This is a genomic window from Pseudarthrobacter sp. SORGH_AS 212 (genome assembly GCF_030818145.1).
Taxonomy (GTDB): Bacteria; Actinomycetota; Actinomycetes; order Actinomycetales; family Micrococcaceae; genus Arthrobacter.
The window spans coordinates 3,073,062-3,093,888 of sequence record NZ_JAUTAA010000001.1 but is presented as its reverse complement, the minus strand read 5'-3'; the positions used below and the strand labels follow the sequence as shown (position 1 = coordinate 3,093,888).

Below are 20,827 nucleotides of genomic sequence, written 5' to 3'. Positions count from 1 at the left end.
CCGGCGCGCAGATCGGGCAGGCGCCCAAACTACACACCACAAGTCAGGAGGACGGAAGCATGGGCATCACGGGACAGGGACCGCTGAAGGGTCCCGGACTGGCCGAGATCAAGCCGGAAAGTCCGGCGGGTATCCGCGCCGGACTGGACCAGCTGCGCGATTACGTTTGGCAAAGCAAATACGCACGCGGAACAAAGCCCTCGTTGGCCGCTTTGAAAGCCGGCAGGGGGCGCTGGGGTGCCTGGGCCAGAGGCAAGGAACCCGACCGCCAAGAAGTCTGGCTCATCACCTATCTTCCGGTGCCGGACAGGCTGTCACCAACCCATGTGCGCGTCGCCGCGCACGAAGTGGACAGGAACAAGCTGCCGGAAGTGGGACCACTGCCTCCCACCCAGAGTTTGGTGCTGTACAAGCGCACGCTCGGCGACATCAAGCTCGACAAGTTCATTCCGTTCCCGTCACCACAGAAACAGCCAGACATGTTCGGTCTGGCCGTAGAAGATCTCGTCCGTAAAGAATTCGGCAAGGTCTACAAACGCGCGAACTACAGGGGCCGAATTCCGGGGCGGAAAGGTCCGGACGTCCTCTGGCACGAGCTTGGGGACCTGTTCCGGGAACTCGCCGAAGAAACAGGTGACGGGTACTGGCACGACGTGGCCGACGAGCTCATGCAAGGTGCTTAGCTTTCCGCACCTGACTTGCGGGCCTGCCGCTGCTGGACGGCGCGGTCCGTGAGCCCCAGCATGGAGGCGGCCGCATGGACGTTCCCGCCGCTGCGCTCCACCGCCAGCGCAACGGCTGCCTCCGCGGCGCGCTCCTTGATCTCACGCAGCCCCAGGCCCGCGTCAACGGCCCAAGCCACCGCGGCGGTGAGCGGATTCGCGGCGGAGGTCCCGCCGTCGTACGCTTCTTTGCCCAGCGGCGCCCGGGATGGTTGCGGCCTGTCATCGCGGGGAACGTCGCCGGGGGTGATGGCGCCGGGGCCCACGTGCCGGGCGGCGATGCGGAAGGCGAGCTGCCGGAGGTCGCGGAGGTTGCCGGGGTAGCTGCGGCTGACGAGGGCGTCCTGGACCGCCGGGTCCACCTCGGGATCGGTCCGGGCCCCAGTGGCTTCGCGGCAGAACCTGGCGAACAGGCAGAGGACGTCCCCCAGCCGGTCGCGGAGGGGCGGCATGGTGACCACGGAGGCGGCGATGCGGTGGTACAGGTCGGTGCGGAAGCCGCCGCCGGCCACTTCGCTGAGGAGGTCGCGGTTGGTGGCGCAGATGAGCCGGAACTTGCTGTGCAGCCACCTGTCGCCGCCCACCCGCTTGTATGTGCCCTCCTGGACCACGCGGAGCAGTTCCGGCTGGAGCTCCAGCGGGAGCTCACCCACCTCGTCCAGAAACAGGGAACCCTGGTCCGCGCCGGAACACGCACCGGTCCGCACGCTGACCGCACCGGTGAACGCGCCCCGCTCGTGGCCGAACAGTTCGCTGCCCATAAGTGTGGGGACGATGGTGGTGCAGTCCACCACCACCAGGTTTCCACGCTGGCTGCTGACCGCATGGGCCACCCGTGCCGCGAGCTCCTTGCCCGTGCCCGTCTCGCCCTGAATCAGGATGGGCGCGTGTCCGAATTTCGCCGCCACCACCAGCTCTCGCAGGGCTGTCCGGAGCGCCGGGCTCTGCCCCGCCAGCTTGTCCCGGACCGGCAGGGAATCGATCACCGATTCGACATCCTCCACCCGCTGCAGCCACGCCGAAACCGCCGCCGCCTGCTTGTGCCATGCCACGCATTCCGCCGCGCCCGCCTCCAGCACCGGCCACGGCCGCAACGATCCGTCCGGCGGCCCGATCACCATCACCCGGCACCGGCCGTGCTCCGCAGCCGCGAGCGCCGCCTCCAGGTCCCGGGTCAGTTCCTGCGCCACGATCAACCCCGCTGCCGCACCGCTGCCCGGCGCCTCAACGGGATCCAGCGCGATGTCCCCGGCACGGAGGGTTGCTATCGCCTCCCCGGCCCAGGCCTGCCGGCCACTGAGGTCCATCACCCACGGCATCGAGCCCCTCGCAGTTCCGCCGCCCACGTTGCGACCGCCTGAGGAAGGAGACCACGGCCGGCGTTACTGCCCCGTTACCGGTGCGTCCCGTCGCGCGGACCGGCTGCGCGGGTGTGCCGATCTTGCGTCAATCTTTCCGTAAAAACAGCGGGTTGCAGACGGTTCCTGCAGCATGATCAGGGCTACAGAGAAGGAGTCAGGTGACAGCATGATCGACGACAGCGCCCCCGCCGGTTCCGCCGCTCCCGCCAGCGGCGGGACGCTGGTCATCCGCACGTGGATCGAGGCCGACGGCGACCCTGCCTTCCGTGCCCGGGTGACCTTCAGCGAAGGCCCCGGACGCCACGGCAGCCTCGCCGCCGCCGACCGGGAGGAAGTGGTCCAGGCCGTGCGGGAGTGGCTGTGGGACCAGAACGGCTGAATAGTCCACCGGTGTTTTCCGGCCGCTGTGCACCTGCGGATGGACCGGGCCCTGGACTTCGTCGATAAGTTTCACGAGTTCCTCGGAAGGCACCACGCCCATTTCCTGCCACAGGCTCACCGCATATTTTTCATACGCCAACAGGCCTGAGGCGGAATTTCCCATCCGTATTTCGGCGATGACCAAAGCCCGCACTGCGCTCTCATAAAGCGGTTCAATATCCAGAGCGGCCACCGCGGCTTCCGCCGCGCCTTCACAGTCACCTGCCGTCAGCAGCGAGCGGGACAGCGTGGTCAGGGCCCAGAGCCGGGACTGGCGCAACCGGCCTTCCTCAAAGACCACCCAGTCCTCGTACCACCCGGGCAGCAGCTCGGCCCCGCGCAAGTCCAGGAGCGCCCGGGCGGCCTGCCCGAAGCCGGCGGAGCCGTCCTGGAGCAGGGCACGGACCCGATGCAGGTCAACCTGCACCGCAGGGTCCAGGGCGAGCATCGGTCCGTTTTTTGCCAGCAGCCCCGGCACCTGGCGTGTCACCAGATGGGTGCTGACCCTCAGGCTTTCCAGCGCCCTCGGCTCAGGGCAGTTCGGCCACAACAAACCGGCCAGATAGATCCGCAGGCTGGGCCCGTGGACGGCAAGCACGGCGATGAGACGCTGCTGCCTGGCGGCAACGCGGACAATTTCTCCGTCACGGCGCAGTTGCCAATACCGGAGCAAATTCAATTCCAAATGTCCACAGACGCCATTGCCCACGGGACACCTCAACCCGTTTGAATTACCTGAAACACGTAGGAACGAGCATCCCCAGCTTGAAATGGAAAGTCAATGAACGTTAGCCCCTAATCAGGTTGGGAGGGCTGTCTCTCATAATTGGCAAAGAACGTCAGCGCTTTGCTCATCCGGACGGCACCCCCACCGTGCGCTCCCGCCCGGTTACAGGTTCCCGCCCAGCCACGACTCGCAGGCCAACCGGCGTGTTGGGGGTTCCCGGGCGCCGTCCGCCGAAAGTAACTGGGCGGGAGTGCACACCCATCCCCACCACGGGAACAGGGCACAGGAGTTCTTAAGCCTTTCTTAAGGACGCCTTGGGAGGGTTGAATGTGGGCCGGACAGCGGCCTGATCCCCTCTCCAAGGAAGCCGATGCACCAGCCACCAGACAACTCACGCGGTCAACAGCACCCCGTCCCCATGGCTTCCCCGGCCGTCGGCACCCGGTTCCGGGCACTCCCCCAGCCCCGACACTGGCTGCCGGTGGGAGCGCTGCTGTGCGCCGCCGTCGTGGTGATTGGCCTGGCCGTGCAGCTGCTGCCCGGCGATACCGCTGCGGAACTGGGCTTCGACCAGGCCCTCAGCCTGCACCACGCCGCCGCGCTGACTGCCGTGGCCATGGGGATCAACCTGCTGTTCGGGCCGGTGGCGGGACTGCTGCTCATCGCCGCGGCCGCACTGGCCATCTGGGTGTTCCGGCGCGATCTGATAAACGCTGTGGCGTTCGGCCTCACGGCATGCTCGGGCTGGGTGGCCAGCGAGGCCTTCAAGCTGATCTTCGCCCGGCAGCGGCCCAACCCGGCGCTGCTTTTCGACCCCCTGGCCCCGGAGACCGGCTCCAACAGCTTCCCCAGCGGCCACACCTGCTTCGCCGTCGCCCTCGCGTTCGCACTGTATTTCCTCTTCCGCGGCACCCGCTGGGCCAAGACCGTGGCCGTGGCCGGTGCGGTGATGGCCGTGGTGGTGGCCTGGTCCCGGCTCTACATCGGCGTGCACTACCCCACTGATGTGGCCTCGTCCTTCCTGGCCGCGAGCGCCGCAGCGGTCCTGCTCGCCGGGCTCTGGAACCGCTACACCCCGCGGCTCCTGGAACGCCTGCCTGCCGCCACCATGCGCCCCTCGGGCCGGATCTAAGGGACCAGACATGCACACCATTCTTGCTTCAGGCGTGGTTCACGCCGCCGGTTCAACGTCCCTGCTGGACCCGGCCAGCCTCCTGGAGGGCCTCGGGCCGGCGGCGCTAAGCGTGATCGCGGCGATGGTCTTCATCGAATCCGGCGTCCTGTTCCCGTTCCTGCCCGGCGACTCGCTGCTCTTCACGGCCGGGCTCCTGCACCAGCAGCTCCAGCTGGCACTGCCCGTGCTCATCGGTGTGATCACCGCGGCCGCCATCGCCGGCGACCAGGTGGGCTACCTCATAGGGCGGAAATTCGGCCGCCGCTGGTTCAAGGACGATGCCCGCATCCTCAAAACGGCGCACCTGACCGCCACCGAAGACTTCTTCCGCCGCCATGGAGGCGCCGCCGTCGTCCTCGCCCGTTTTGTGCCCATGGTGCGCACCTTCGCGCCGCTCACCGCCGGGGCCGCCCGCTACGAATACCGGTCCTTCGCGCTGTGGAACATCGTGGGCGCGGCGGTCTGGGCGACGTCCGTGACGCTCCTGGGCACGTGGCTGGGGCACTACGAGATCGTGGCGAAAAACATCGACGTCATAGCCGTAGTGATGGTGCTGGTCTCCGTGGTGCCGTGGGTGGTGGAGTTCCTGAAGCGCCGCCGCAAAGCAGCCGCCGCGGACAGCGCCGCTCCTGGCACCGCCACCGTTGACCCCACCGCCGGGCCGGCTGCGAAAGAATAGGCGCATGACAACCGCGGAACGGCTGGCCCTGCTGCTTGTTGAGGACGATCCTGTGCTGGGTCCGCTGATTGCCGAGCTGCTGGAGCCGGACTACGAGGTCCGGCTGGCCGCCAACGGTCAGGAGGGCCTGCACCTGGGGCTGACGCAGCCGTGGGACGTGATGGTGATTGACCGCGGCCTGCCCGTGATGGACGGGGTCAGCGTGATCGCAGCCCTGCGGTCCAAGGGCGTGGCCGCACCGATCCTCATCCTCACCGCGCTGGGCGACACGGACCAGAAAGTGCTGGGCCTGGACGCCGGTGCCAACGACTACATGACCAAGCCGTTCGACGCCGGCGAGCTGGCCGCGCGGCTGCGCGCCCTGACGCGAACGTACAGTATGCCCGACGACGGCGGCACCGCCTTGGTGGGCATCGGCACCTGGGAGCTCGACCCGGCGTCGCGCGCTGTCCGGTCCGTGTACGGCGACACCGTCTCGCTGACCGCGAAGGAGGCCGAGGTTCTGGCGGCCCTCGCGGCCGAACCCGGCCGGGTGTTCACCCGCGACGAACTGCTGGCCGACCACTTCCACCCCACGGACCAGCCCGGGGTGATCGACACCTACGTCCACCATCTGCGGCGGAAGATTGACCGGACGGTGGTGCGCACCGTGCACGGCGTGGGCTACCAGATCGGCGACCCGTCATGACGCCGGCTCCCGCATCCGGCGACGCCGAGACGCTCCGGCGGGCCTCGCTAAAAGTGGCCCTGCGGATCACTGCAGCGTGCGCGGTGCTGGTGCTCTGCCTCCTCGCCGCCGCCACCGCCTTCCTGATGTACAAGCTCGCCAACCCGGTGCTGCCCGGGTCCACGGCGCCCGGGAAGGACTACACGTACCTCGATTCGAAGGACCTGATCGAGGGCATGATCCTGGCCGGGCTGGCAGGCGTTGTGCTGGCCGGCGTGGTGGGGTGGCTCAGTGCCCGCAGCGCCATCCGCCCCCTGGGCGAGGCGCTGGCCCGCCAACGGCAGTTCGTGCAGGACGCCAGCCACGAACTGCGAACGCCCCTCACCATCCTGGACACCCGCATCCAGCTCGCCCAGCGCAAGGCCGACCCCGCTTCCGAAACCGGCCAGGCCCTGGCGCGGATCAGGGAGGATGCCGGCACCATGACCGGAATTGTGAACGAACTCCTCCTGGCTGCCACCGGGGGTGCTGCGGAGGCTGCCGATCCCGTGGATGTGGCCTCCGTGGGCCGCTCTGTGACGGCCGGCCTGCAGGACCTCGCGGAGCAGCAGGGGGTCCGGCTTACCTTCACGTCCAGCGGCGCGTCCTCCGCGAGGATTGATCCCGGTTCCCTGCGCCGCGCAGTGCTGGCCCTGGCGGACAACGCGCTCACGCACACGCCCGACGGCGGGACCATCACCATCAGCGCCTCGGCGGAGGGTTCCTTCGCGGTAGTCCAGGTAACGGACACCGGCACGGGAATCACCGGCGTTGACCCGGACCGGATTTTCGACCGCTTTGTCCGTGCACCCGGGCCCGGCAACGCCCCCGGCAAGCGAAGCTTCGGGATCGGCCTGGCCCTGGTCCGGGAGATCGTCTCCGGGGCAGGGGGCACCGTGAAAGTAGCCCGCACCGGACCGGACGGGACCACCATGCGGCTCGCCCTGCCGGTGGCCCGGGACTGAGACCGAGCCTGTCCCGACGCTGATCTCCGTTGGCGACGCCCATCCTCGATGACGCACCGGCTATACCCGGGGCGTCCACGAATGTGCGCGTCGAAAATGAAGGTGCGCAGCGGGGCTGTCAGCTGGCGGGGTCGTACATGAACTCGCGCAGCTCCTGGGCGCAACGGCACGCCGCCGCGATCTTCGCAGCCCATTCCTCGGCCTCCGCCCGGGTGGGTACCTCCAGCACGGTAAACCCGCCGGTGATGTCCGAGCCCGGGTAGGTGTCCGTGCCCGCGGAGCCATCGGCCTGCACCAGCACGGGAGCCACATCCTCCGCAATCCCACCGCCAAAGACGTACACGCCGGCAGCCTTGGCCTCCTCGATCACCGCATGGGACTCCGCCACCACGATGGGAAACTCCTCTTCAGTGAGGTTCATGGCTTGGCCCTTGCCCGGAAAGGAAATCAGGTACTTGGTCATGCCTCGATAGTGCCACTCAGGCGGCCCGTTGGCACCGCAATTTTCCGCTCCGGTGCCGGGCGGGCGGAACGGTGCCGGCCGCCGTCGTGCACTCCTGCCCAGTTGCTGGATCCCCACCCCTTTCGACACGCCCTCGACGGCGGCGTGTTAGAGATCCCGGGCCCGGGTCCCCGCAAGCAACCGGGCGGGAATGCACGCCACAACCGGTTATTGGCCCGCGAAGAACTCCGCGGCCAGCTTCTTCGGCGCCCGAGTGGCCCAGGCGTCCACGAGGATCTCCGCCAGTTCGTCCCGGGCGATCTCACCGAGGCGGGACTCCTGCACCAGGACGGCGTTGTACCCGTTGAAGTGCGGGACGGTGAAGAACGGCAGGGAATCGTCCTCCACCAGGGCGGCCTTGGCGGCATCGTCCGGAACCATGATCACCAGCAGGTCCCGGTACTGCTCCCCCGTGTCCGGGTCCACCGCCGTCTTGTGCGGAGCCCGGTACAGCACGAAGCCCCGGCCCTTTGGTCCGCGCGGCACCTTGTAGGTGGGCCGGTCACCCCAGGAGATGCCGAGCTCCACTTCCGGCAGGCCACGGCAGATGGCATCAATGTCTTCGGGCGTGGCCTTCCGTTCCATCGCCACAACGTAGCCCCGCTGCCCGGAAGGCGGCAATACCCAGTGCCGCCGCATACCAGTCCGGTAGGCTCGGGGAACCAACGCCTGAGGGGGCAGACGCATGGAACAGGAACGCTTTAGCGACGACACCAAACCACCGGCACACGCGAAGAGCCGGGACGAGCAGGTCAACATCAGGTTCTCGGCCTGGGCATCCAGCCTCGTGGCCCTTCTGGTCATGGCACCGTCCATCTACCGCCTCGCCACCGGGGCGTTCGCTTGGTGGGACCTCGCATTCATCGCTGTGGGCATCGCGCTTATCACCTTCCACATGGTGCGTTTGGTCCGACTCCGCAACGAACAGGGGCGCACACAGTGAGCACGTCACTGGCTGCGGGCAAGACCCTGAAAGTGCCGCTTTTCATCATTCTCGCGATCGTCGCGGCCCTGGCCCTTGGGGTGCTGCTGAACCCGCTTCCCAAACCCGTCGAGTTAGCCGTCCTGGACCGTCCTGCCACGGCGGCAGACACTCTCCCGGAGGGTGTCTCTGCGCAGCAGGGCTCCGGCTACAGCGTCCGGCTCGCCGCGCACGACGACGGCATCCGGTACTTTGTCAGCGGGAATCAAGACCGGCAGAATCTGTGCGTCACAGTGGTCCCGGACAACCACCCCAATCAGTGGTCCAGCGGCTGCGCGTCCGGCGCCAACAGTGACCGGGAGATTGTGCGGACCGGCGTGAACGGCATCGTCTCCGCCGTCCTGGTTCCGGACGGCTACAACACCGCCGAGCTCGAACAGGGCGGGTTCAAGAAGGTCCACGACAACGTCTACGCCGTCAGGACCGAACGGGTTCCGGGATCACGCTGAGAAGCACGACGGCGGGACGGCCCTTGCGGAGTTCCGTTACCGCGGGTAGCTGCCGGATGCCCTCGCGGCCCAGTATTGCGCAGTGGCAAGGGACTCGTACCCGAGGATACAGCTGATGACCATGAGTCCCAGGGCAAGCACCGCCACCAGTCCGCCGCCAATGATGCGAACCGGACGGCGGGGCAGGGCGAACATCGACGCGGCCGCGGTTGCCAACGAAGCGGCGGGAACGGCAACTCCGATAGCCAAGATCCGCTGGCGCGTGGGGATCTCCGCTTGCCAGTAGGCGACCGAACGATCATCCGGCTCCCAATCGAAACCGTAAAAGAACACAAAGAACGTGGACGCCGCCGCAAGGAACAGCAAAGTGACGGCAAAGACCATCAAGACGCCGCCATCCAACCGTTTCCCCATGCCAACCATCCAACCACGGCCCTGGCACGGCCCTGGCCCGCCCTGACCGGCAGCTGACCGGGCGTGACCGCGAAACTGCCCTCCCGCCGTCGTACGCGGTCTGCCGGAAACAGCCGGCTCAGGGCCGAAGCTGGTCCTGCGCCCCATGGGAAGGCCGGGCAGCCCCGTCCATGCTCCGCTGCGTGGCGGCCCAGCTGGCCAGCACCTTCAGCGCATCCTCCGACGGCGAGGCGGGCTCGGCCGTGTACACGTTGATCCGCAGGCCCGGATCGGCAGGGAGCTCAAGCGCCTCGTAGGTCAGGTCCACGTCCCCCACCACTGAATGGTGCAGCCGCTTGCGGCCGGTCCGGTGGTATTTGACGTCGTGCTTGGCCCAGCGGGTGCGGAACTCCTCGCTGCGGGTGGAGAGCTCGCCGATCAGGTCCGTGAGGTCCTTGTCGAAAGGGTTCTTCCCGGCAGTGGACCGCAGCACGGCCACGATGTCGTCGGCGGTGCGCTCCCAGTCACGGAAGAACTCCTGCGCTTTCGGGTTCAGGAACGTGAACCGCGCACTGTTGGGCGGACCGCCGGCGGCCATCATGTCCTGGTACAGCGCCCGGCCCAGCTCGTTGGCGGCCAGGACATCGCCGCGGTCGTTGCGGACCCAGGCGGGCGCCGTCGTAATGGAATCGAGGATGCGCTGCACGCTGGGCCGTACCGTCTGCGGGCTCCGCTTGCGCCGCACCCGGGGCGCCGCCGCGGACGCCCGGGCCAGGTCGAACAGGTGGGCCGTCTCGGCGTCGTCCAACTGCAACGCCCGCGCCAGGGCTTCCAGCACGCTGTCCGACGCGCCGGAGAGGTTTCCGCGCTCCAGCCGGATGTAGTAATCAATGCTCATCCCGGCGAGCATCGCCACCTCCTCGCGGCGCAGCCCCGCCACCCGCCGGTTCCCGCCGTAGGCAGGCAGCCCGGCCTCCTCCAGTGTGATCCGGGCACGGCGGGAGGTCAGGAACTTCCGCACGTCGTCGCTGTATGTCATGGCCTCCACGGTACGCGCAGGCCCGGCACCGAAGGGAGGTACCGGCGCACCCTCCCACAACCGCGCAAACCGAAATACCGTGAAGGCATGACCATGGAACTAACCCTCAACAACGGCGTCACCATGCCCGCCCTGGGCCTTGGCGTCTTCCAAAGCCCACCGGAACAGACGACTGCGGCAGTCCAGTCCGCGCTCGAGGCCGGCTACCGGCACATCGACACCGCCGCCGCGTACGGCAACGAGCGCGAGGTGGGCGAAGGCATCCGCCGCTCCGGCCTGGACCGCTCCGACGTGTTCATCGAAACCAAAGTGTGGGTCAGCGACTACGGCTACGACGAAACCCTGCACGCCTGGGACAAGGCCGTGGGGAAGCTCGGGGTGGAGCAGCTGGACCTGCTCATCCTGCACCAGCCCGCGCCGGACCGGTTCACCAAGACCATCGCCGCGTACAAAGCCCTGGAGACCCTGCTTCAGGACGGGCGTGTGCGGGCCATCGGCGTCAGCAACTTCATGCCGCACCACCTCGAGCAGCTGCTGGCGGAAAGGTCAGTGGTTCCGGCCGTGAACCAGATCGAGCTGCACCCCTACTTCGCCCAGCCGGACGTCCAGGCAGCCGATGCGGCCAGCGGGATCCTCACCCAGGCGTGGTCGCCCATCGGCGGCATCACGTTCTACCCCGGCTGGGGCGATGAGCACCGCCGGAATGTCATGGAAGACCCGGCGATTGCCGCCGTCGGGCAGGCCCACGGCAAGTCGCCCGCCCAGGTGATGCTCCGCTGGCACCTGCAGCAGGGCCGCTCCGCCATCCCCAAGTCCACCAATCCGGGGCGGATCACCGAGAACTTCGACGTGTTCGACTTCGAACTGAGCGCCGGGCAGCTCGCCGCGATCGATGCGCTGGACTCCGGGGTGCGCAGCGGGCCGGACCCGGACGAAGCACGCCTGGACCGGTTCGCGATGCCCATCCCCGAAGCCTGATCCCGCCCGACAAACACTTCGAAAGGAAAACCCCATGGCAACGTGGCTCATCACAGGATGCTCCACCGGACTTGGCCGCGCCCTGGCCCAGGCCGTGCTCGAAGCCGGGCACAACGCCGTCGTCACCGCCCGGAACGCCGCCTCGGTGGAGGACATCGCAGCCGCCCACCCGGACACCTCGCTGGTCCTGCCCCTGGACGTTACGGACTCGGCCCAGGTGGCCGAGGCGGTGCGGCAGGCTGAGGAGCGTTTCGGCAGCGTGGACGTGCTGGTGAACAACGCCGGCTACGGGTACCGCGCGGCCGTTGAAGAAGCAGACGACGGCGACATCCGGAGTTTGTTCGACACGAACTTTTTCGGCGCGGTGGACATGATCAAGGCAGTCCTGCCCGGGATGCGGGCACGGAAATCCGGGGCGATCTTCAACATCTCCTCCATCGGCGCGCGCATCACCCCGGCCGGTTCCGGCTACTACTCCGCCACGAAGGCCGCACTCGAGGGCATGTCCGGCTCGCTCCGCAACGAGGTGCAGCCGCTGGGCATCAGCGTCACCGCCGTGGAACCTGGCGCCTTCCGCACCGACTTCGCCGGCCGCTCGCTGACCCAGTCCGCGACGCCGATCGGGGACTACGCGGACACGGCCGGGAAGCGGCGCAAGGAGAACGACACGATGGACGGCAATCAGGCCGGCGATCCCGTGAAGGCGGCCCACGCGATCATCACGGTGGCGGAGTCCGCGAACCCGCCGGCCCTGCTGCTCCTGGGCACTGACGCGTACGGCGCCTTCGGCATGGTGGCCGACGCCCAGCTGGCCGAGCGGGAGCAGTGGAAGGACCTCAGCACCAGCACGGACATCACCTGCTAAACGCGTCTCTGCCCGGCGTTCCCCTCCCCGCCCACCCCGCCGTCCCGCCCGCACCCCGCCCTACCTTGCCGCTGAACCCAACTGGGTAGCAGTAGATGTCGTTTTGGGGGCCCATAACGACATCTACTGCGACCCAGTTGGGGGCGGGATACGCTGGCCTGATGCCCCACCTTGCCGACCTGCTGCCCACCCTGGCGGCGCTCGCCATCCTGGTGGCACTCACGGTGGGCGTCCTCTGGGGCTCCCGGACGCCGCAGTACCTCGCCCCCGCCGTGGCCATCCTCCGCGGCGCCGCCCAGCTGGCGCTCATCAGCCTCATCCTGGGCGGCATCATCAGCGATCCGCTGTGGGTGGGCGCGGCGTTACTGGTCATGTTCAGCGTGGCGGCCACGACGGCGGCGCGCCGGCTGGGCTGGTCCTGGCACCGGTTTGCCGTGGTGGCCGGAACGATGGCGCTGGGCATCACGGTGACCCTGGGCGTCGTGTTCGCAACCGATGCAATCGAGTTCACGCCGCGGTACGTGCTGGCGGTGGGCGGGATCGTGATCGGCAACTGCATGACCATCGCCGTGCTGGCCGGGCGCCGGTTCTACGAGGCCGTCAATGAGCAGTGGGACCAGGTGGAAGGGTGGCTGGCGCTGGGTGCCACCGCCGGTGTGGCCACACTGGCGCAGGCCCGGCAGTCCGTGCATTCAGCGCTGATCCCCTCCACGGACCAGACCAAAACCACCGGCCTGGTTACCCTCCCCGGCGCGTTCGTGGGCGCCATCTTCGGCGGCGCCTCACCGCTGGAGGCGGGCCGGTTCCAGGTGGTGGTGCTCGCGTCGATCATGGCAGCTGGGTCCGTCACCGCCGTCGTCCTTCTCCGCTCGCTGCGCGGCGTGAAGGTGCGGCCGGCGGTTCCCTAAGCGCCCCGGGCACCCGGACTCCCGGAAAGAGCGGCAGGAAGTGCTGCCACACATAGCTCCGCCACGGCCTCGGCGGCTGCCGGAGGTCAGGAGTTCGGATCTCCCTATCCTTCGACCGCTCCGGCCATGGCGGAGTGTTTTGCTAATGCGAGACGCGGTACGTGTGGCGGACATCGGTGCTCGGCTTGATGGCTGCTGCTGTAACCACCAGCGCCGCGCCACCTGCGATCCACGATGTCAGCGCCGCTCCCGTGGCGCCTGTGTAGGTCCCCAGCCATGGCGAGAGGACCAGCCCTGCGGCGAGGATTGCCTGGACGTATTCCATGGCCGGCATTCCGGGCATGGCCAGGTTGATCAGGCCACTGACCACCAGCAGCCCGCCGAAAACGAGCATGCAGGTTGTGGACAAGTTGAGCTGCCGGGTCCACAGGACCGCGACCGCAGTGAAGAGTCCGGCGGCGACTGTTGCCCAGTCCTGCCACCGATACCACTTAGTCACTGAATTTCCTTTCTGTCCGGAACGGTGGGGCCCGCTGCCTTTCCGCCCCGCGGACACTGCTGCCCGCAACTTAAGTCAACGCCTCACTGACGCCTTCTTCAAGGGCAAAAGGGCCCTCCGTAGAAGCCCGGAAAAACCCCTTGCACCACCGGTACCCAGTGTTACTATGTACTGGTAGTCAGCAACACTAAGTAGCAGGAGCAGCACATGGGCAAACAGATGACGGAGATGCTCAAAGGCACGCTGGAAGGCATCGTCCTGGCCATCCTGGCCACCCAGCCCGCCTACGGCTACGAGATCACCACGCGGCTGCGGGACCAGGGCTTCGCGGACATCGCCGAGGGGACGGTGTACGCGCTGCTGGTCCGCATCGAACAGCGCGGCCTGGTGGACGTGGAGAAAGTCCCGTCCGAGAAGGGCCCGCCGCGCAAGGTGTACTCGCTGAACAGCACGGGCACGCAGGAACTTGCAGAGTTCTGGAGGACGTGGAGCTTCCTCGCAGAACGTATCGAACAGCTCCACCAGGAAGGTAACTGACATGGCCGCCAAATGGATCGAAGCACTCACCGGACCGCTCGAACAGAAGAAGCAGTACAAGCAGGCCAAGGCACGCCTCGATGCGCTCCCCGAGCCCTACCTCACCGCCGCCGCGGCCTTCAACAGGTACCTCATGTACTACGGCGGAGTCACCGAGGGCGACACCATGGTGCAGATGATCTCCGACCTTGCCGACCTCTGGGAACGCGCCGCCGTCGACGGCACCCCGGTGGGCGACATCGTGGGCAGCGACCCCGTGGAGTTCGCCGAATCGTTCGCCCAGGCGTATGGGGGCAAGCGCTGGATCGACAAGGAACGCGCCCGGCTGATCGAGGCCGTGGACGATGCGAAGAGGAAGGAATCCCGGCCATGACCACGGCAGCCGGCTGGGAACCCGCCATCCGGGTGCGGGGCATCGAAAAGTCCTTCAAGGACCTCCACGTGCTGCGGGGCGTCGACTTTGACGTGGCGCCCGGGACCATCTTCGCGCTCCTCGGCTCCAACGGCGCCGGCAAGACCACCCTGGTGCGCATCCTGTCCACGCTGCTGGCAGCGGACGCGGGCACCGCCACGGTGAACGGGTACGACGTCGGCGCGGAGCCGGCCGAAGTGCGCGGGTCCATCAGCCTGACGGGACAGTTCACCGCGGTGGACGAGGTGCTCACCGGGCGGGAAAACCTGGTGCTGGTGGCCCGGCTGCGCCACCTGACCGAACCACGTGCCATCGCGGATGAACTCCTGGCCAGGTTTGCCCTCACCGAGGCGGGAAACCGCAGGGCCGCCACCTACTCCGGCGGCATGCGGCGCCGGCTGGACATCGCCATGAGCCTGATCGGCAACCCGCCCGTCATCTTCCTCGACGAACCCACCACAGGCCTGGACCCGCAGGCCCGCCTGGAGGTGTGGCAGACCGTCCGGCAGCTCGCCGGCCAGGGCACCACCGTGCTGCTCACCACGCAGTACCTTGACGAGGCCGAGCAGCTGGCGGACCGCATCGCCATCCTGCACCAGGGCACCATCATCCGGAACGGGACACTGGCCGAACTGAAGCAACTCCTGCCACCGGCCACTGTGGAATACGTCGAGAAGCAGCCCTCCCTCGAGGACGTCTTCCTGGCCCTCGTTGGAAAGGAACTGTGATGACCACCCACGTCCTCAGCGACACCCGCGTGCTCACCGGCCGCTCGCTGCGCCACATCCTCCGCAGCCCGGACACCATCATCACCACGACGGTGACCCCGGTGGCCATGATGCTGCTGTTCGTCTATGTATTCGGCGGGGCCATCAGCACCGGCACGGGCGGGCCGTACGTCAACTACCTGCTGCCCGGCATCCTGCTGATCACCATTTCCTCCGGCGTGGCCTACACCGCGTACCGGCTGTTCCTGGACCTGCAGGGCGGCATCTTCGAACGGTTCCGGTCCATGCCCATTGCCCGGCCCAGCGTCCTCTGGGCCCATGTGCTCACTTCGCTTGCCGCAAACTTTGCCGCCGTGGCGATCGTGGTTGGCGTGGCCCTGGTGATGGGCTTCCGGTCCGGGGCGTCCGTGGCGGCGTGGCTCGCCGTCGTCGGGATCCTGGCGCTGTTCACCCTGGCGCTGACGTGGATCGCGGTGATAGCGGGCCTGCTGGCGAAGACCGTGGATGGGGCCAGCGGCTTCAGCTACCCGCTGATCTTCCTGCCGTTCATCAGCTCCGCGTTCGTCCCCACCGGCTCCATGCCCGGCCCGGTGGCCTGGTTCGCCGAAAACCAGCCGGTCACCTCCATTGTGGACACCCTCCGCGCACTCCTCGCCCAGGAACCGGTGGGCAGCGGCATCTGGACGGCGCTGGCCTGGCTGGTGGGCATCCTGGCCGTCGCCTACGGGTTTGCGGCGGCCATCTACCGCCGGAAAGCCAACTGAGCCTGTTGCCTGGGTGCACCGCAGCCGCCCGCCGGGATACTTAGATGGTGGAGACCATCGCAACCTGGCGCCCGACGCCGGCCGACCGGATCACCTTGGTCCGCGCCGCCCTCGCCGCCGCCTGCGCCGTGCTGGCCGTCCCGCCGCTGTTCACCGGGCAGGCAACCGGCCAGGGTACCGGCCTGCTCCTGGTGGTCCTGGGCGGCACGGCACTCCTGCTCGACGCGGTGGACGGCCGTGTGGCCCGGCGGACGGGAACCGCCTCGGAGGCGGGAGCCCGGTTCGATTCCGCCACGGACGCCTTCCTGGTGCTGGTCCTGTCCGTTGCGACGGTGGCGGTGGTGGGCCTGTGGACGCTGGCCATCGGGGCGATGTATTACGTGGTGGCGGCGGCCGGGCTTGTCCGGCCGCACCTTCGCCAGCCGTTGCCGCGCAGCACGGCGCGCAGGGTGATCGGCGCCGTCCAGCCGCTGGCCCTGCTTGTTGCCTTGGTCATGGCCCTGGTCCCGGGCATGCCGCCCGCCTTTGCTGCCGCCGCTCCGGCCGTGGCACTCCCGCTGCTCCTGTTCTCCTTCGGCCGTGACGTCGTCGCGCTTGAACGGCTCCACCATGCGTCCGCGACTACGGTTCCGAGCGCGGCCACGCAGGCGGCACCCGCACGCGGCCCCGCAACCTGACCCGCCGCCTGAGCCTAAAACGCAGGCTTTCCGCCCGTGAACTATCCGCCAGTACCGAGGAACCCGCGGATAGCGTCGGCCATCCGCGGAGCCTGCTTCCAGTGCAGGTAGTGGCCGCCCTGAAGGGGCAGGACCTGGTGCCGCGTCACGTTCCTGAGCAGGGCCTCCGCCGCTGAGACCTTCTCCGCCGTCCGGTCATCCCCTTCGTCGGCGATGAACGCCAGGACCGGCAGGTCATCGGGGTACGTGACGCCCCGCAGCGCCGCTGCGTTGTTGGCGATCCGGGCAGTCTCATCGGCAACGGCTGGGTTGCCGAAATTCCAGGACGACATCATGCGCATGCGCGTCAGTTCGTCGTCGGTGAAGGCGCTGCTGTCCGGATCCACGACGGCGGGGGCCACCGCTGCCACGGCCCGCACCAGGCCGGTGGCGGCCAGGGCCCTGGCCCAGTTGATGCCCGGCTCCGGCTCCGCGACGGGCCCGTCCCCGGGCTTGGGAATAGTGGCGTCAATGCCCACCACAGCCGCCACTTCGCTGCGGTACCTGTTCGCGTAGTCCAGCAGATAGAACCCGGCGATCGAGTGGCCGGCCAGGACATACGGCCGTGGAACCTTGAGCATGGCCAGCGCCTGGTGGAGTTCGTTGCTGATGTTCTCGTTGCTCCGCGGGCCGGCCTCCGCATCGCTGTAGCCGTAGCCGAACCCCTCCACCACCGTGACATCGAAGCCGTTGAGTTCACGGACCAGCGGCTGGAAATCCAGGCCCGGGGCCGGGGTTCCCAGCCCGCTGAGGAGCACGATGGCCTGGCCCTGCTGCCCGTTCCGCACCACATTCAGGCTGCCGCCGGCCACCGCCACCCGCTCCCCGTACGGCTGGACGGTGGCCCGCTCCCGGGACTCCAGGAACAGGTTCAACAGCGTGGAGGCCAGGACCAGGCCCACGACGGCGAGCAGGGCGAACCCGGCGCGGCGCCACCCGCGCCGGGGCTTCTTCCGAAGCCCGGCGTCGGTGTTTTCCTTCCAGCGGAACATGCGCGGCAGCCCGGTGAGCGGGATCAGAAGCGGTTCACTCGGGCTTGGCGTACGCGGCTGCGCTCAGGAGCTCGTAGCCCACGAAGGTCTCATCGCCTTCCACCCAGGCGTCATGGCCCGGCGGAATGGCGTAGGCGTGGCCTGCGCTGACGGTGGTCCGCGTGCCATCGTCCATCTCGACGGTCAGTGTCCCCGAAGTGCAGATGCCTACGTGGTTGACCTGGCAACTGTCCGTGTGGACCACGGTCTTGACAGTCTCGGACCAGCGCCAGCCACGTTCGAACGTGAGCCGGGCCAGAGTGGTGCCGCCAACGTGCACCACATCCACCACGGTGTTCGGGGGGCGGCGCTTCTCGTCGGGTTCATCAAAGGATTTCGCTTCAAGCGCTGTGGCAGTTTCTCCGGCCATTTCATTCTCCAGACAGGGAGCATATTCAACTGTTCGTCCGGGGCGCCGGGGCAGCTCCGGGATGGTTGGCCGCCCGCCCGTGGGGTTCAACGCCACGGGTCCCTGCCGCGATTTCCAAACAGCCGCGCCGGGGTCCAGGCCGCACCAATGCTGGCCCCAGCGGTATCAGCGTGCGCCCGGGAGGGGCCGCTGTCAATCCCCCGGCAGCCCCCGCTGCGCACCCTGGATTTCAGAGCCCGCAGTGCAGTTGGCGGCGTCGTCCACCACGTCCTCCAGGTCGCCGGTCCGGTGCAGCACCTCGAGCTGGCGGACGGCTCCTGTGCCGGTGTGCAGGAGCTGGTCCGTCAGTGCCTCCACCCGCTGCAGATCGCCCATGTCCTCCAGCGCCGCGCGGATGTGGTGCAGGAGGGAATTGACGACGCCGAGGGCCGGCCCGGGCCTGCTGGTCACCGGATCCAGGAGTTCCCCACGCAGTCCCCAGCGGCTGGCCTTCCAGCCCGCCAGCCGGAGCAGCGCCGTGGGCACCGGTGCCGGCTCAATTCCGGCTTTCCATTCCCGGGCAGCCGTTTCCACCAGCCCGCGGACGATCCCGGCCAGCAGCACGGTGTTTTCCGGCATCATGCAGACGTCGGCGATCCGCACCTCCACGGTGGGATAGTGCCGGGACAGCCGGGCGTCGAAGTAGATCATGCCTTCATCCATGGCGACGCCGGTGCTCACCATGTCGTGCACCAGCTGGTGGTACGCGTCCGGGCTACCCAGGATGTCCAGCGGCCCGGCTGACGGCCACCGGCTCCACACCTGGGACCGGTAGCTGGCGTATCCGGTGTCCTCGCCATGCCAGAACGGGGAGTTGGCGCTCAATGCCACCAGCACCGGCAGCCAGTTCCGGATCCTGTCCAGCACCCCCACCGCTTCTTCATCGGACTCCACCGACACGTGGATGTGGGTTCCGCAGGTCAGCTGTTCCCGGGCCGTGAGTCCGTACTCCTCCACCATGGCGGCGAACCGGCGCAGCCGCACCGGGTGCGGATCGCTCGGCAAGGGCGAGGTGCCCAGGGCGGCCACCCGGACGCCCACATCCTCCGCGGCCTGCCGGGCGATGTCCCGCCCCGCCACGATGTCCGCCTGGAGCCCGGCGAGCGTGGAGTGCGGCGGGGTGACCACTTCGATCATTTCCTGCTGGAACTCGGCCGTCAGTACCGGCCCGGCACTGGATTCGAACGGCCGGACGTAGAGGTCCAGCAGGGCGCCGGCCATGGGCACCGCGTCACCCCTGCCCGGGTCCACCAGCAGCAGTTCCTCTTCAACCCCGAACGTCCTGTTTTTGAAGCTCCCGGTGCCGTCATTCGGGACGATGTCCATCGCCATGTCCTGCCCGTCCATGCCAGCCCTCCCGTTGGCCACGCCGTGGGTATCTGCTGGCGGTCGCTGCTTGCCGCCGAGGAGTACAGGATAAGCACCCGGATCGGCCGGCGGGAAGGGCGCACCGGTCAGGGCAACCCTGGGCGACGAACGCGGTCAGCGGCCAATTAGGCAAGACAATTGGGTCTTTTTGATTGGCCCACCCGGGTCTACGGTGGACAAACGGAGCTGCCCGCCCGGGGTGGCCGGCCAAGGAGGACTTTCCATGACAACGCACGTCGCGGACTGCAGCGTAACGAACTGTTCCTTTAACGACCACACGAACTGCAACGCCGCCGCCATCACCGTGGGCGGGGACGAAAACCACGCACAATGCGCCACGTTCATCGAGATCGGCGTGCACGGCGGCCTGCCCAAGGTGCTGGCCGACGTCGGAGCCTGCCAGCGCAGCGAATGCGTCCACAACGATCACCTGATGTGCAAGGCGTCCGAGGTCCATGTGGGCCCGGGCCGGGACAACGCAGACTGCCTCACCTACGCACACGCCTAGACCCGACAAGTCCGTCACATGCACCCGGAGCGGCTTCCGTTCCGGGTGCATTGCTGTCCACCCCTCCCCCTCTGCACAGGCCGGCGTCGTACGTCCTGCCGTGCATGACCACGGTGTCAGGCGTCGAAGTGCGTGCTGACGGTATCGTCGGGGGCCACCGAGGCAATCACCCGGGCAGCAACGTCCCGGAGCTTGATGTTGCGGGTGCTGGAGGCGCTTTTGAGGATGGCCATGGCCGTCTCCTGGGTGCACCGGTTCTGGCCCATGATGGCCCCGGCGGCGAGGTCGATGGTGGTGCGCGAGGCCATGGCGGCGGCAAGGTCGTCGCGGGCATCGGTCAGCTGGGCGATCCGCAGCGCCAGCCGCAGTGACTGGCTGGCTTCCCGCGCGAACCGTTCGGCGGAGGCCACCGAGTCGGCGGGGAACGCGTCTTTGCCGTCGGAATAGAGGTTAAGGGCCGCCCGTGCATCATCGTCCACCGGGACGGGCACGGCCAGGATGGATTTGAGGGTTCCTTCGTTCACCGCCTCCAGGTACTCCGGCCAGCGGCTCTCGTTGTGCAGGTCCGGTACATGGATGGTGGTGGCCAGGCGGATGGCCGAAAGGCACGGGCCGTCATTGAAGGCGTATTGCACCTCGTCCATGGCCCGGGCGCGTCCATCGCTGCTGGCCGCCGTTGCGGACTTCTTCCGACGCACCACGGTGATGGAACAGGACACCTGCTGCCCCGTCGACGAGAGCTCCGTTGCGGCCTCAACGGCCAGGTCATGGAGGAATTCCGCAACATGGGAACTGGTGAGGACCAGTTCGCCGAGGCGCTTGGCTACCGGCTCGTCGGTTCTGTCTGTGGCCATGGAGGGCTTCCTGGTACTGCCCGGCACAGCCACCCACGGACTGAACCGGGACCCGAGCCGCCCAGGACCGGACGGCAATTCCAGCCTACTCCCACGGCAACGCTACGGGCCCCGCCGCCGGCACCACGGAC

Annotated in this window: 27 protein-coding genes; 16 read left to right on the top strand and 11 right to left on the bottom strand. The window is 68.0% G+C overall.

Translation table 11 applies throughout. From position 1 onward, the window contains the following. The first annotated feature begins 59 nt into the window (after nt 1–59). On the top strand, nt 60–683 hold the full coding sequence (locus QE394_RS14160; RefSeq protein WP_349034846.1) for a hypothetical protein: 624 nt from the start codon (nt 60–62) through the stop codon (nt 681–683). On the opposite strand, the gene QE394_RS14155 is transcribed toward QE394_RS14160, so the two are convergent. Both QE394_RS14155 and QE394_RS14150 read right to left on the bottom strand, forming a co-directional pair. Beyond that, entirely contained in the window at nt 680–2,068 is a 1,389-nt protein-coding gene (locus QE394_RS14155; protein WP_349034845.1) for a sigma 54-interacting transcriptional regulator, read from the bottom strand. The genes QE394_RS14160 and QE394_RS14155 overlap by 4 nt on opposite strands. 169 nt (nt 2,069–2,237) lie before the next feature. Further along, nucleotides 2,238–3,188, bottom strand: coding sequence for a BTAD domain-containing putative transcriptional regulator (locus QE394_RS14150; RefSeq protein ID WP_349034844.1), 951 nt, complete (start codon nt 3,186–3,188; stop codon nt 2,238–2,240). A gap of 412 nt (nt 3,189–3,600) precedes the next feature. On the opposite strand from QE394_RS14150, the gene QE394_RS14145 reads away from it, so the two are divergent. Genes QE394_RS14145 through QE394_RS14130 form a run of 4 tightly spaced genes read left to right on the top strand, consistent with a single transcriptional unit; the run spans nt 3,601 to nt 6,754 of the window. After that, a complete protein-coding gene (locus QE394_RS14145; protein WP_349034843.1) occupies nt 3,601–4,362 on the top strand; it encodes a phosphatase PAP2 family protein in 762 nt (253 codons plus the stop codon). Between the two features lie 10 nt (nt 4,363–4,372). After that, nucleotides 4,373–5,083 (top strand): VTT domain-containing protein, encoded by a 711-nt coding sequence (locus QE394_RS14140; protein ID WP_349034842.1) that lies wholly within the window; start codon nt 4,373–4,375, stop codon nt 5,081–5,083. Nucleotides 5,084–5,087: 4 nt separating this feature from the next. Next, on the top strand, nt 5,088–5,771 hold the full coding sequence (locus QE394_RS14135; protein ID WP_349034841.1) for a response regulator transcription factor: 684 nt from the start codon (nt 5,088–5,090) through the stop codon (nt 5,769–5,771). Further along, entirely contained in the window at nt 5,768–6,754 is a 987-nt protein-coding gene (locus tag QE394_RS14130; RefSeq protein ID WP_349034840.1) for a HAMP domain-containing sensor histidine kinase, read from the top strand. Before QE394_RS14135 ends, QE394_RS14130 begins: the two co-directional genes overlap by 4 nt. 118 nt (nt 6,755–6,872) lie before the next feature. Here the strand turns inward: QE394_RS14130 and QE394_RS14125 are convergent, their stop codons facing one another. Then, nucleotides 6,873–7,217: a transcription initiation protein gene (locus tag QE394_RS14125; RefSeq protein ID WP_349034839.1), complete on the bottom strand. Its 345-nt coding sequence runs from the start codon at nt 7,215–7,217 to the stop codon at nt 6,873–6,875. Between the two features lie 207 nt (nt 7,218–7,424). Then, nucleotides 7,425–7,841, bottom strand: coding sequence for an MmcQ/YjbR family DNA-binding protein (locus QE394_RS14120; RefSeq protein ID WP_349034838.1), 417 nt, complete (start codon nt 7,839–7,841; stop codon nt 7,425–7,427). 100 nt (nt 7,842–7,941) lie between these two features. Here QE394_RS14120 and QE394_RS14115 point away from each other — a divergent pair, with 100 nt between their 5' ends. Both QE394_RS14115 and QE394_RS14110 read left to right on the top strand, forming a co-directional pair. Then, nucleotides 7,942–8,199: a hypothetical protein gene (locus QE394_RS14115; protein ID WP_349034837.1), complete on the top strand. Its 258-nt coding sequence runs from the start codon at nt 7,942–7,944 to the stop codon at nt 8,197–8,199. Beyond that, nucleotides 8,196–8,687, top strand: coding sequence for a hypothetical protein (locus QE394_RS14110; RefSeq protein ID WP_349034836.1), 492 nt, complete (start codon nt 8,196–8,198; stop codon nt 8,685–8,687). The genes QE394_RS14115 and QE394_RS14110 overlap by 4 nt, the downstream gene beginning before the upstream one ends. Before the next feature lie 36 nt (nt 8,688–8,723). On the opposite strand, the gene QE394_RS14105 is transcribed toward QE394_RS14110, so the two are convergent. Together QE394_RS14105 and QE394_RS14100 are read right to left on the bottom strand one after the other, a co-directional pair. Continuing rightward, the gene (locus tag QE394_RS14105) at nt 8,724–9,101 is read right to left on the bottom strand and encodes a hypothetical protein (RefSeq protein WP_349034835.1); all 378 of its coding nucleotides are present in this window, start codon (nt 9,099–9,101) and stop codon (nt 8,724–8,726) included. 118 nt (nt 9,102–9,219) lie between these two features. Then, the gene (locus QE394_RS14100) at nt 9,220–10,119 is read right to left on the bottom strand and encodes a helix-turn-helix transcriptional regulator (protein WP_349034834.1); all 900 of its coding nucleotides are present in this window, start codon (nt 10,117–10,119) and stop codon (nt 9,220–9,222) included. A 93-nt stretch (nt 10,120–10,212) separates the two neighbouring features. Here QE394_RS14100 and QE394_RS14095 point away from each other — a divergent pair, with 93 nt between their 5' ends. From QE394_RS14095 to QE394_RS14085, 3 genes are all read left to right on the top strand, one after another. Then, nucleotides 10,213–11,097 carry an aldo/keto reductase gene (locus QE394_RS14095; RefSeq protein ID WP_349035411.1) on the top strand — a complete coding sequence of 295 codons (885 nt, stop codon included), beginning with the start codon at nt 10,213–10,215 and terminating at the stop codon, nt 11,095–11,097. Between the two features lie 34 nt (nt 11,098–11,131). Next, nucleotides 11,132–11,962 carry an oxidoreductase gene (locus tag QE394_RS14090; RefSeq protein WP_349034833.1) on the top strand — a complete coding sequence of 277 codons (831 nt, stop codon included), beginning with the start codon at nt 11,132–11,134 and terminating at the stop codon, nt 11,960–11,962. Between the two features lie 161 nt (nt 11,963–12,123). Next, nucleotides 12,124–12,870 carry an ABC transporter permease gene (locus QE394_RS14085; protein ID WP_349034832.1) on the top strand — a complete coding sequence of 249 codons (747 nt, stop codon included), beginning with the start codon at nt 12,124–12,126 and terminating at the stop codon, nt 12,868–12,870. A 142-nt stretch (nt 12,871–13,012) separates the two neighbouring features. Here the strand turns inward: QE394_RS14085 and QE394_RS14080 are convergent, their stop codons facing one another. After that, complete coding sequence (locus tag QE394_RS14080; protein WP_056076052.1) at nt 13,013–13,369, bottom strand: SPW repeat protein; 357 nt, start codon at nt 13,367–13,369, stop codon at nt 13,013–13,015. A gap of 207 nt (nt 13,370–13,576) precedes the next feature. On the opposite strand from QE394_RS14080, the gene QE394_RS14075 reads away from it, so the two are divergent. From QE394_RS14075 to QE394_RS14055, 5 genes are read left to right on the top strand one after another with little or no spacing between them, the layout of a single operon-like run. Further along, nucleotides 13,577–13,906: a PadR family transcriptional regulator gene (locus tag QE394_RS14075; RefSeq protein WP_261620175.1), complete on the top strand. Its 330-nt coding sequence runs from the start codon at nt 13,577–13,579 to the stop codon at nt 13,904–13,906. A gap of 1 nt (nt 13,907) precedes the next feature. Next, nucleotides 13,908–14,279, top strand: a complete 372-nt coding sequence (locus QE394_RS14070; protein ID WP_349034831.1) for a DUF1048 domain-containing protein — start codon at nt 13,908–13,910, stop codon at nt 14,277–14,279. Then, nucleotides 14,276–15,046 (top strand): ATP-binding cassette domain-containing protein, encoded by a 771-nt coding sequence (locus tag QE394_RS14065; RefSeq protein WP_349034830.1) that lies wholly within the window; start codon nt 14,276–14,278, stop codon nt 15,044–15,046. The genes QE394_RS14070 and QE394_RS14065 overlap by 4 nt, the downstream gene beginning before the upstream one ends. Beyond that, a complete protein-coding gene (locus QE394_RS14060) occupies nt 15,046–15,810 on the top strand; it encodes an ABC transporter permease (RefSeq protein ID WP_349034829.1) in 765 nt (254 codons plus the stop codon). The genes QE394_RS14065 and QE394_RS14060 overlap by 1 nt, the downstream gene beginning before the upstream one ends. A gap of 47 nt (nt 15,811–15,857) precedes the next feature. Continuing rightward, on the top strand, nt 15,858–16,487 hold the full coding sequence (locus QE394_RS14055; protein ID WP_349034828.1) for a CDP-alcohol phosphatidyltransferase family protein: 630 nt from the start codon (nt 15,858–15,860) through the stop codon (nt 16,485–16,487). A gap of 41 nt (nt 16,488–16,528) precedes the next feature. On the opposite strand, the gene QE394_RS14050 is transcribed toward QE394_RS14055, so the two are convergent. From QE394_RS14050 to QE394_RS14040, 3 genes are all read right to left on the bottom strand, one after another. Next, the gene (locus QE394_RS14050) at nt 16,529–17,518 is read right to left on the bottom strand and encodes an alpha/beta hydrolase (protein ID WP_349034827.1); all 990 of its coding nucleotides are present in this window, start codon (nt 17,516–17,518) and stop codon (nt 16,529–16,531) included. A 34-nt stretch (nt 17,519–17,552) separates the two neighbouring features. Further along, the gene (locus tag QE394_RS14045; RefSeq protein ID WP_261620181.1) at nt 17,553–17,927 is read right to left on the bottom strand and encodes a cupin domain-containing protein; all 375 of its coding nucleotides are present in this window, start codon (nt 17,925–17,927) and stop codon (nt 17,553–17,555) included. A gap of 192 nt (nt 17,928–18,119) precedes the next feature. Beyond that, entirely contained in the window at nt 18,120–19,313 is a 1,194-nt protein-coding gene (locus QE394_RS14040; RefSeq protein WP_349034826.1) for a glutamate--cysteine ligase, read from the bottom strand. 244 nt (nt 19,314–19,557) lie between these two features. Between QE394_RS14040 and QE394_RS14035 the strand changes: the two genes are divergently transcribed. Further along, nucleotides 19,558–19,842, top strand: coding sequence for a DUF1540 domain-containing protein (locus tag QE394_RS14035; protein ID WP_056076081.1), 285 nt, complete (start codon nt 19,558–19,560; stop codon nt 19,840–19,842). 116 nt (nt 19,843–19,958) lie between these two features. Here the strand turns inward: QE394_RS14035 and QE394_RS14030 are convergent, their stop codons facing one another. Next, nucleotides 19,959–20,696 (bottom strand): GAF and ANTAR domain-containing protein, encoded by a 738-nt coding sequence (locus tag QE394_RS14030; RefSeq protein WP_349034825.1) that lies wholly within the window; start codon nt 20,694–20,696, stop codon nt 19,959–19,961. Nucleotides 20,697–20,827 lie beyond the last annotated feature (131 nt).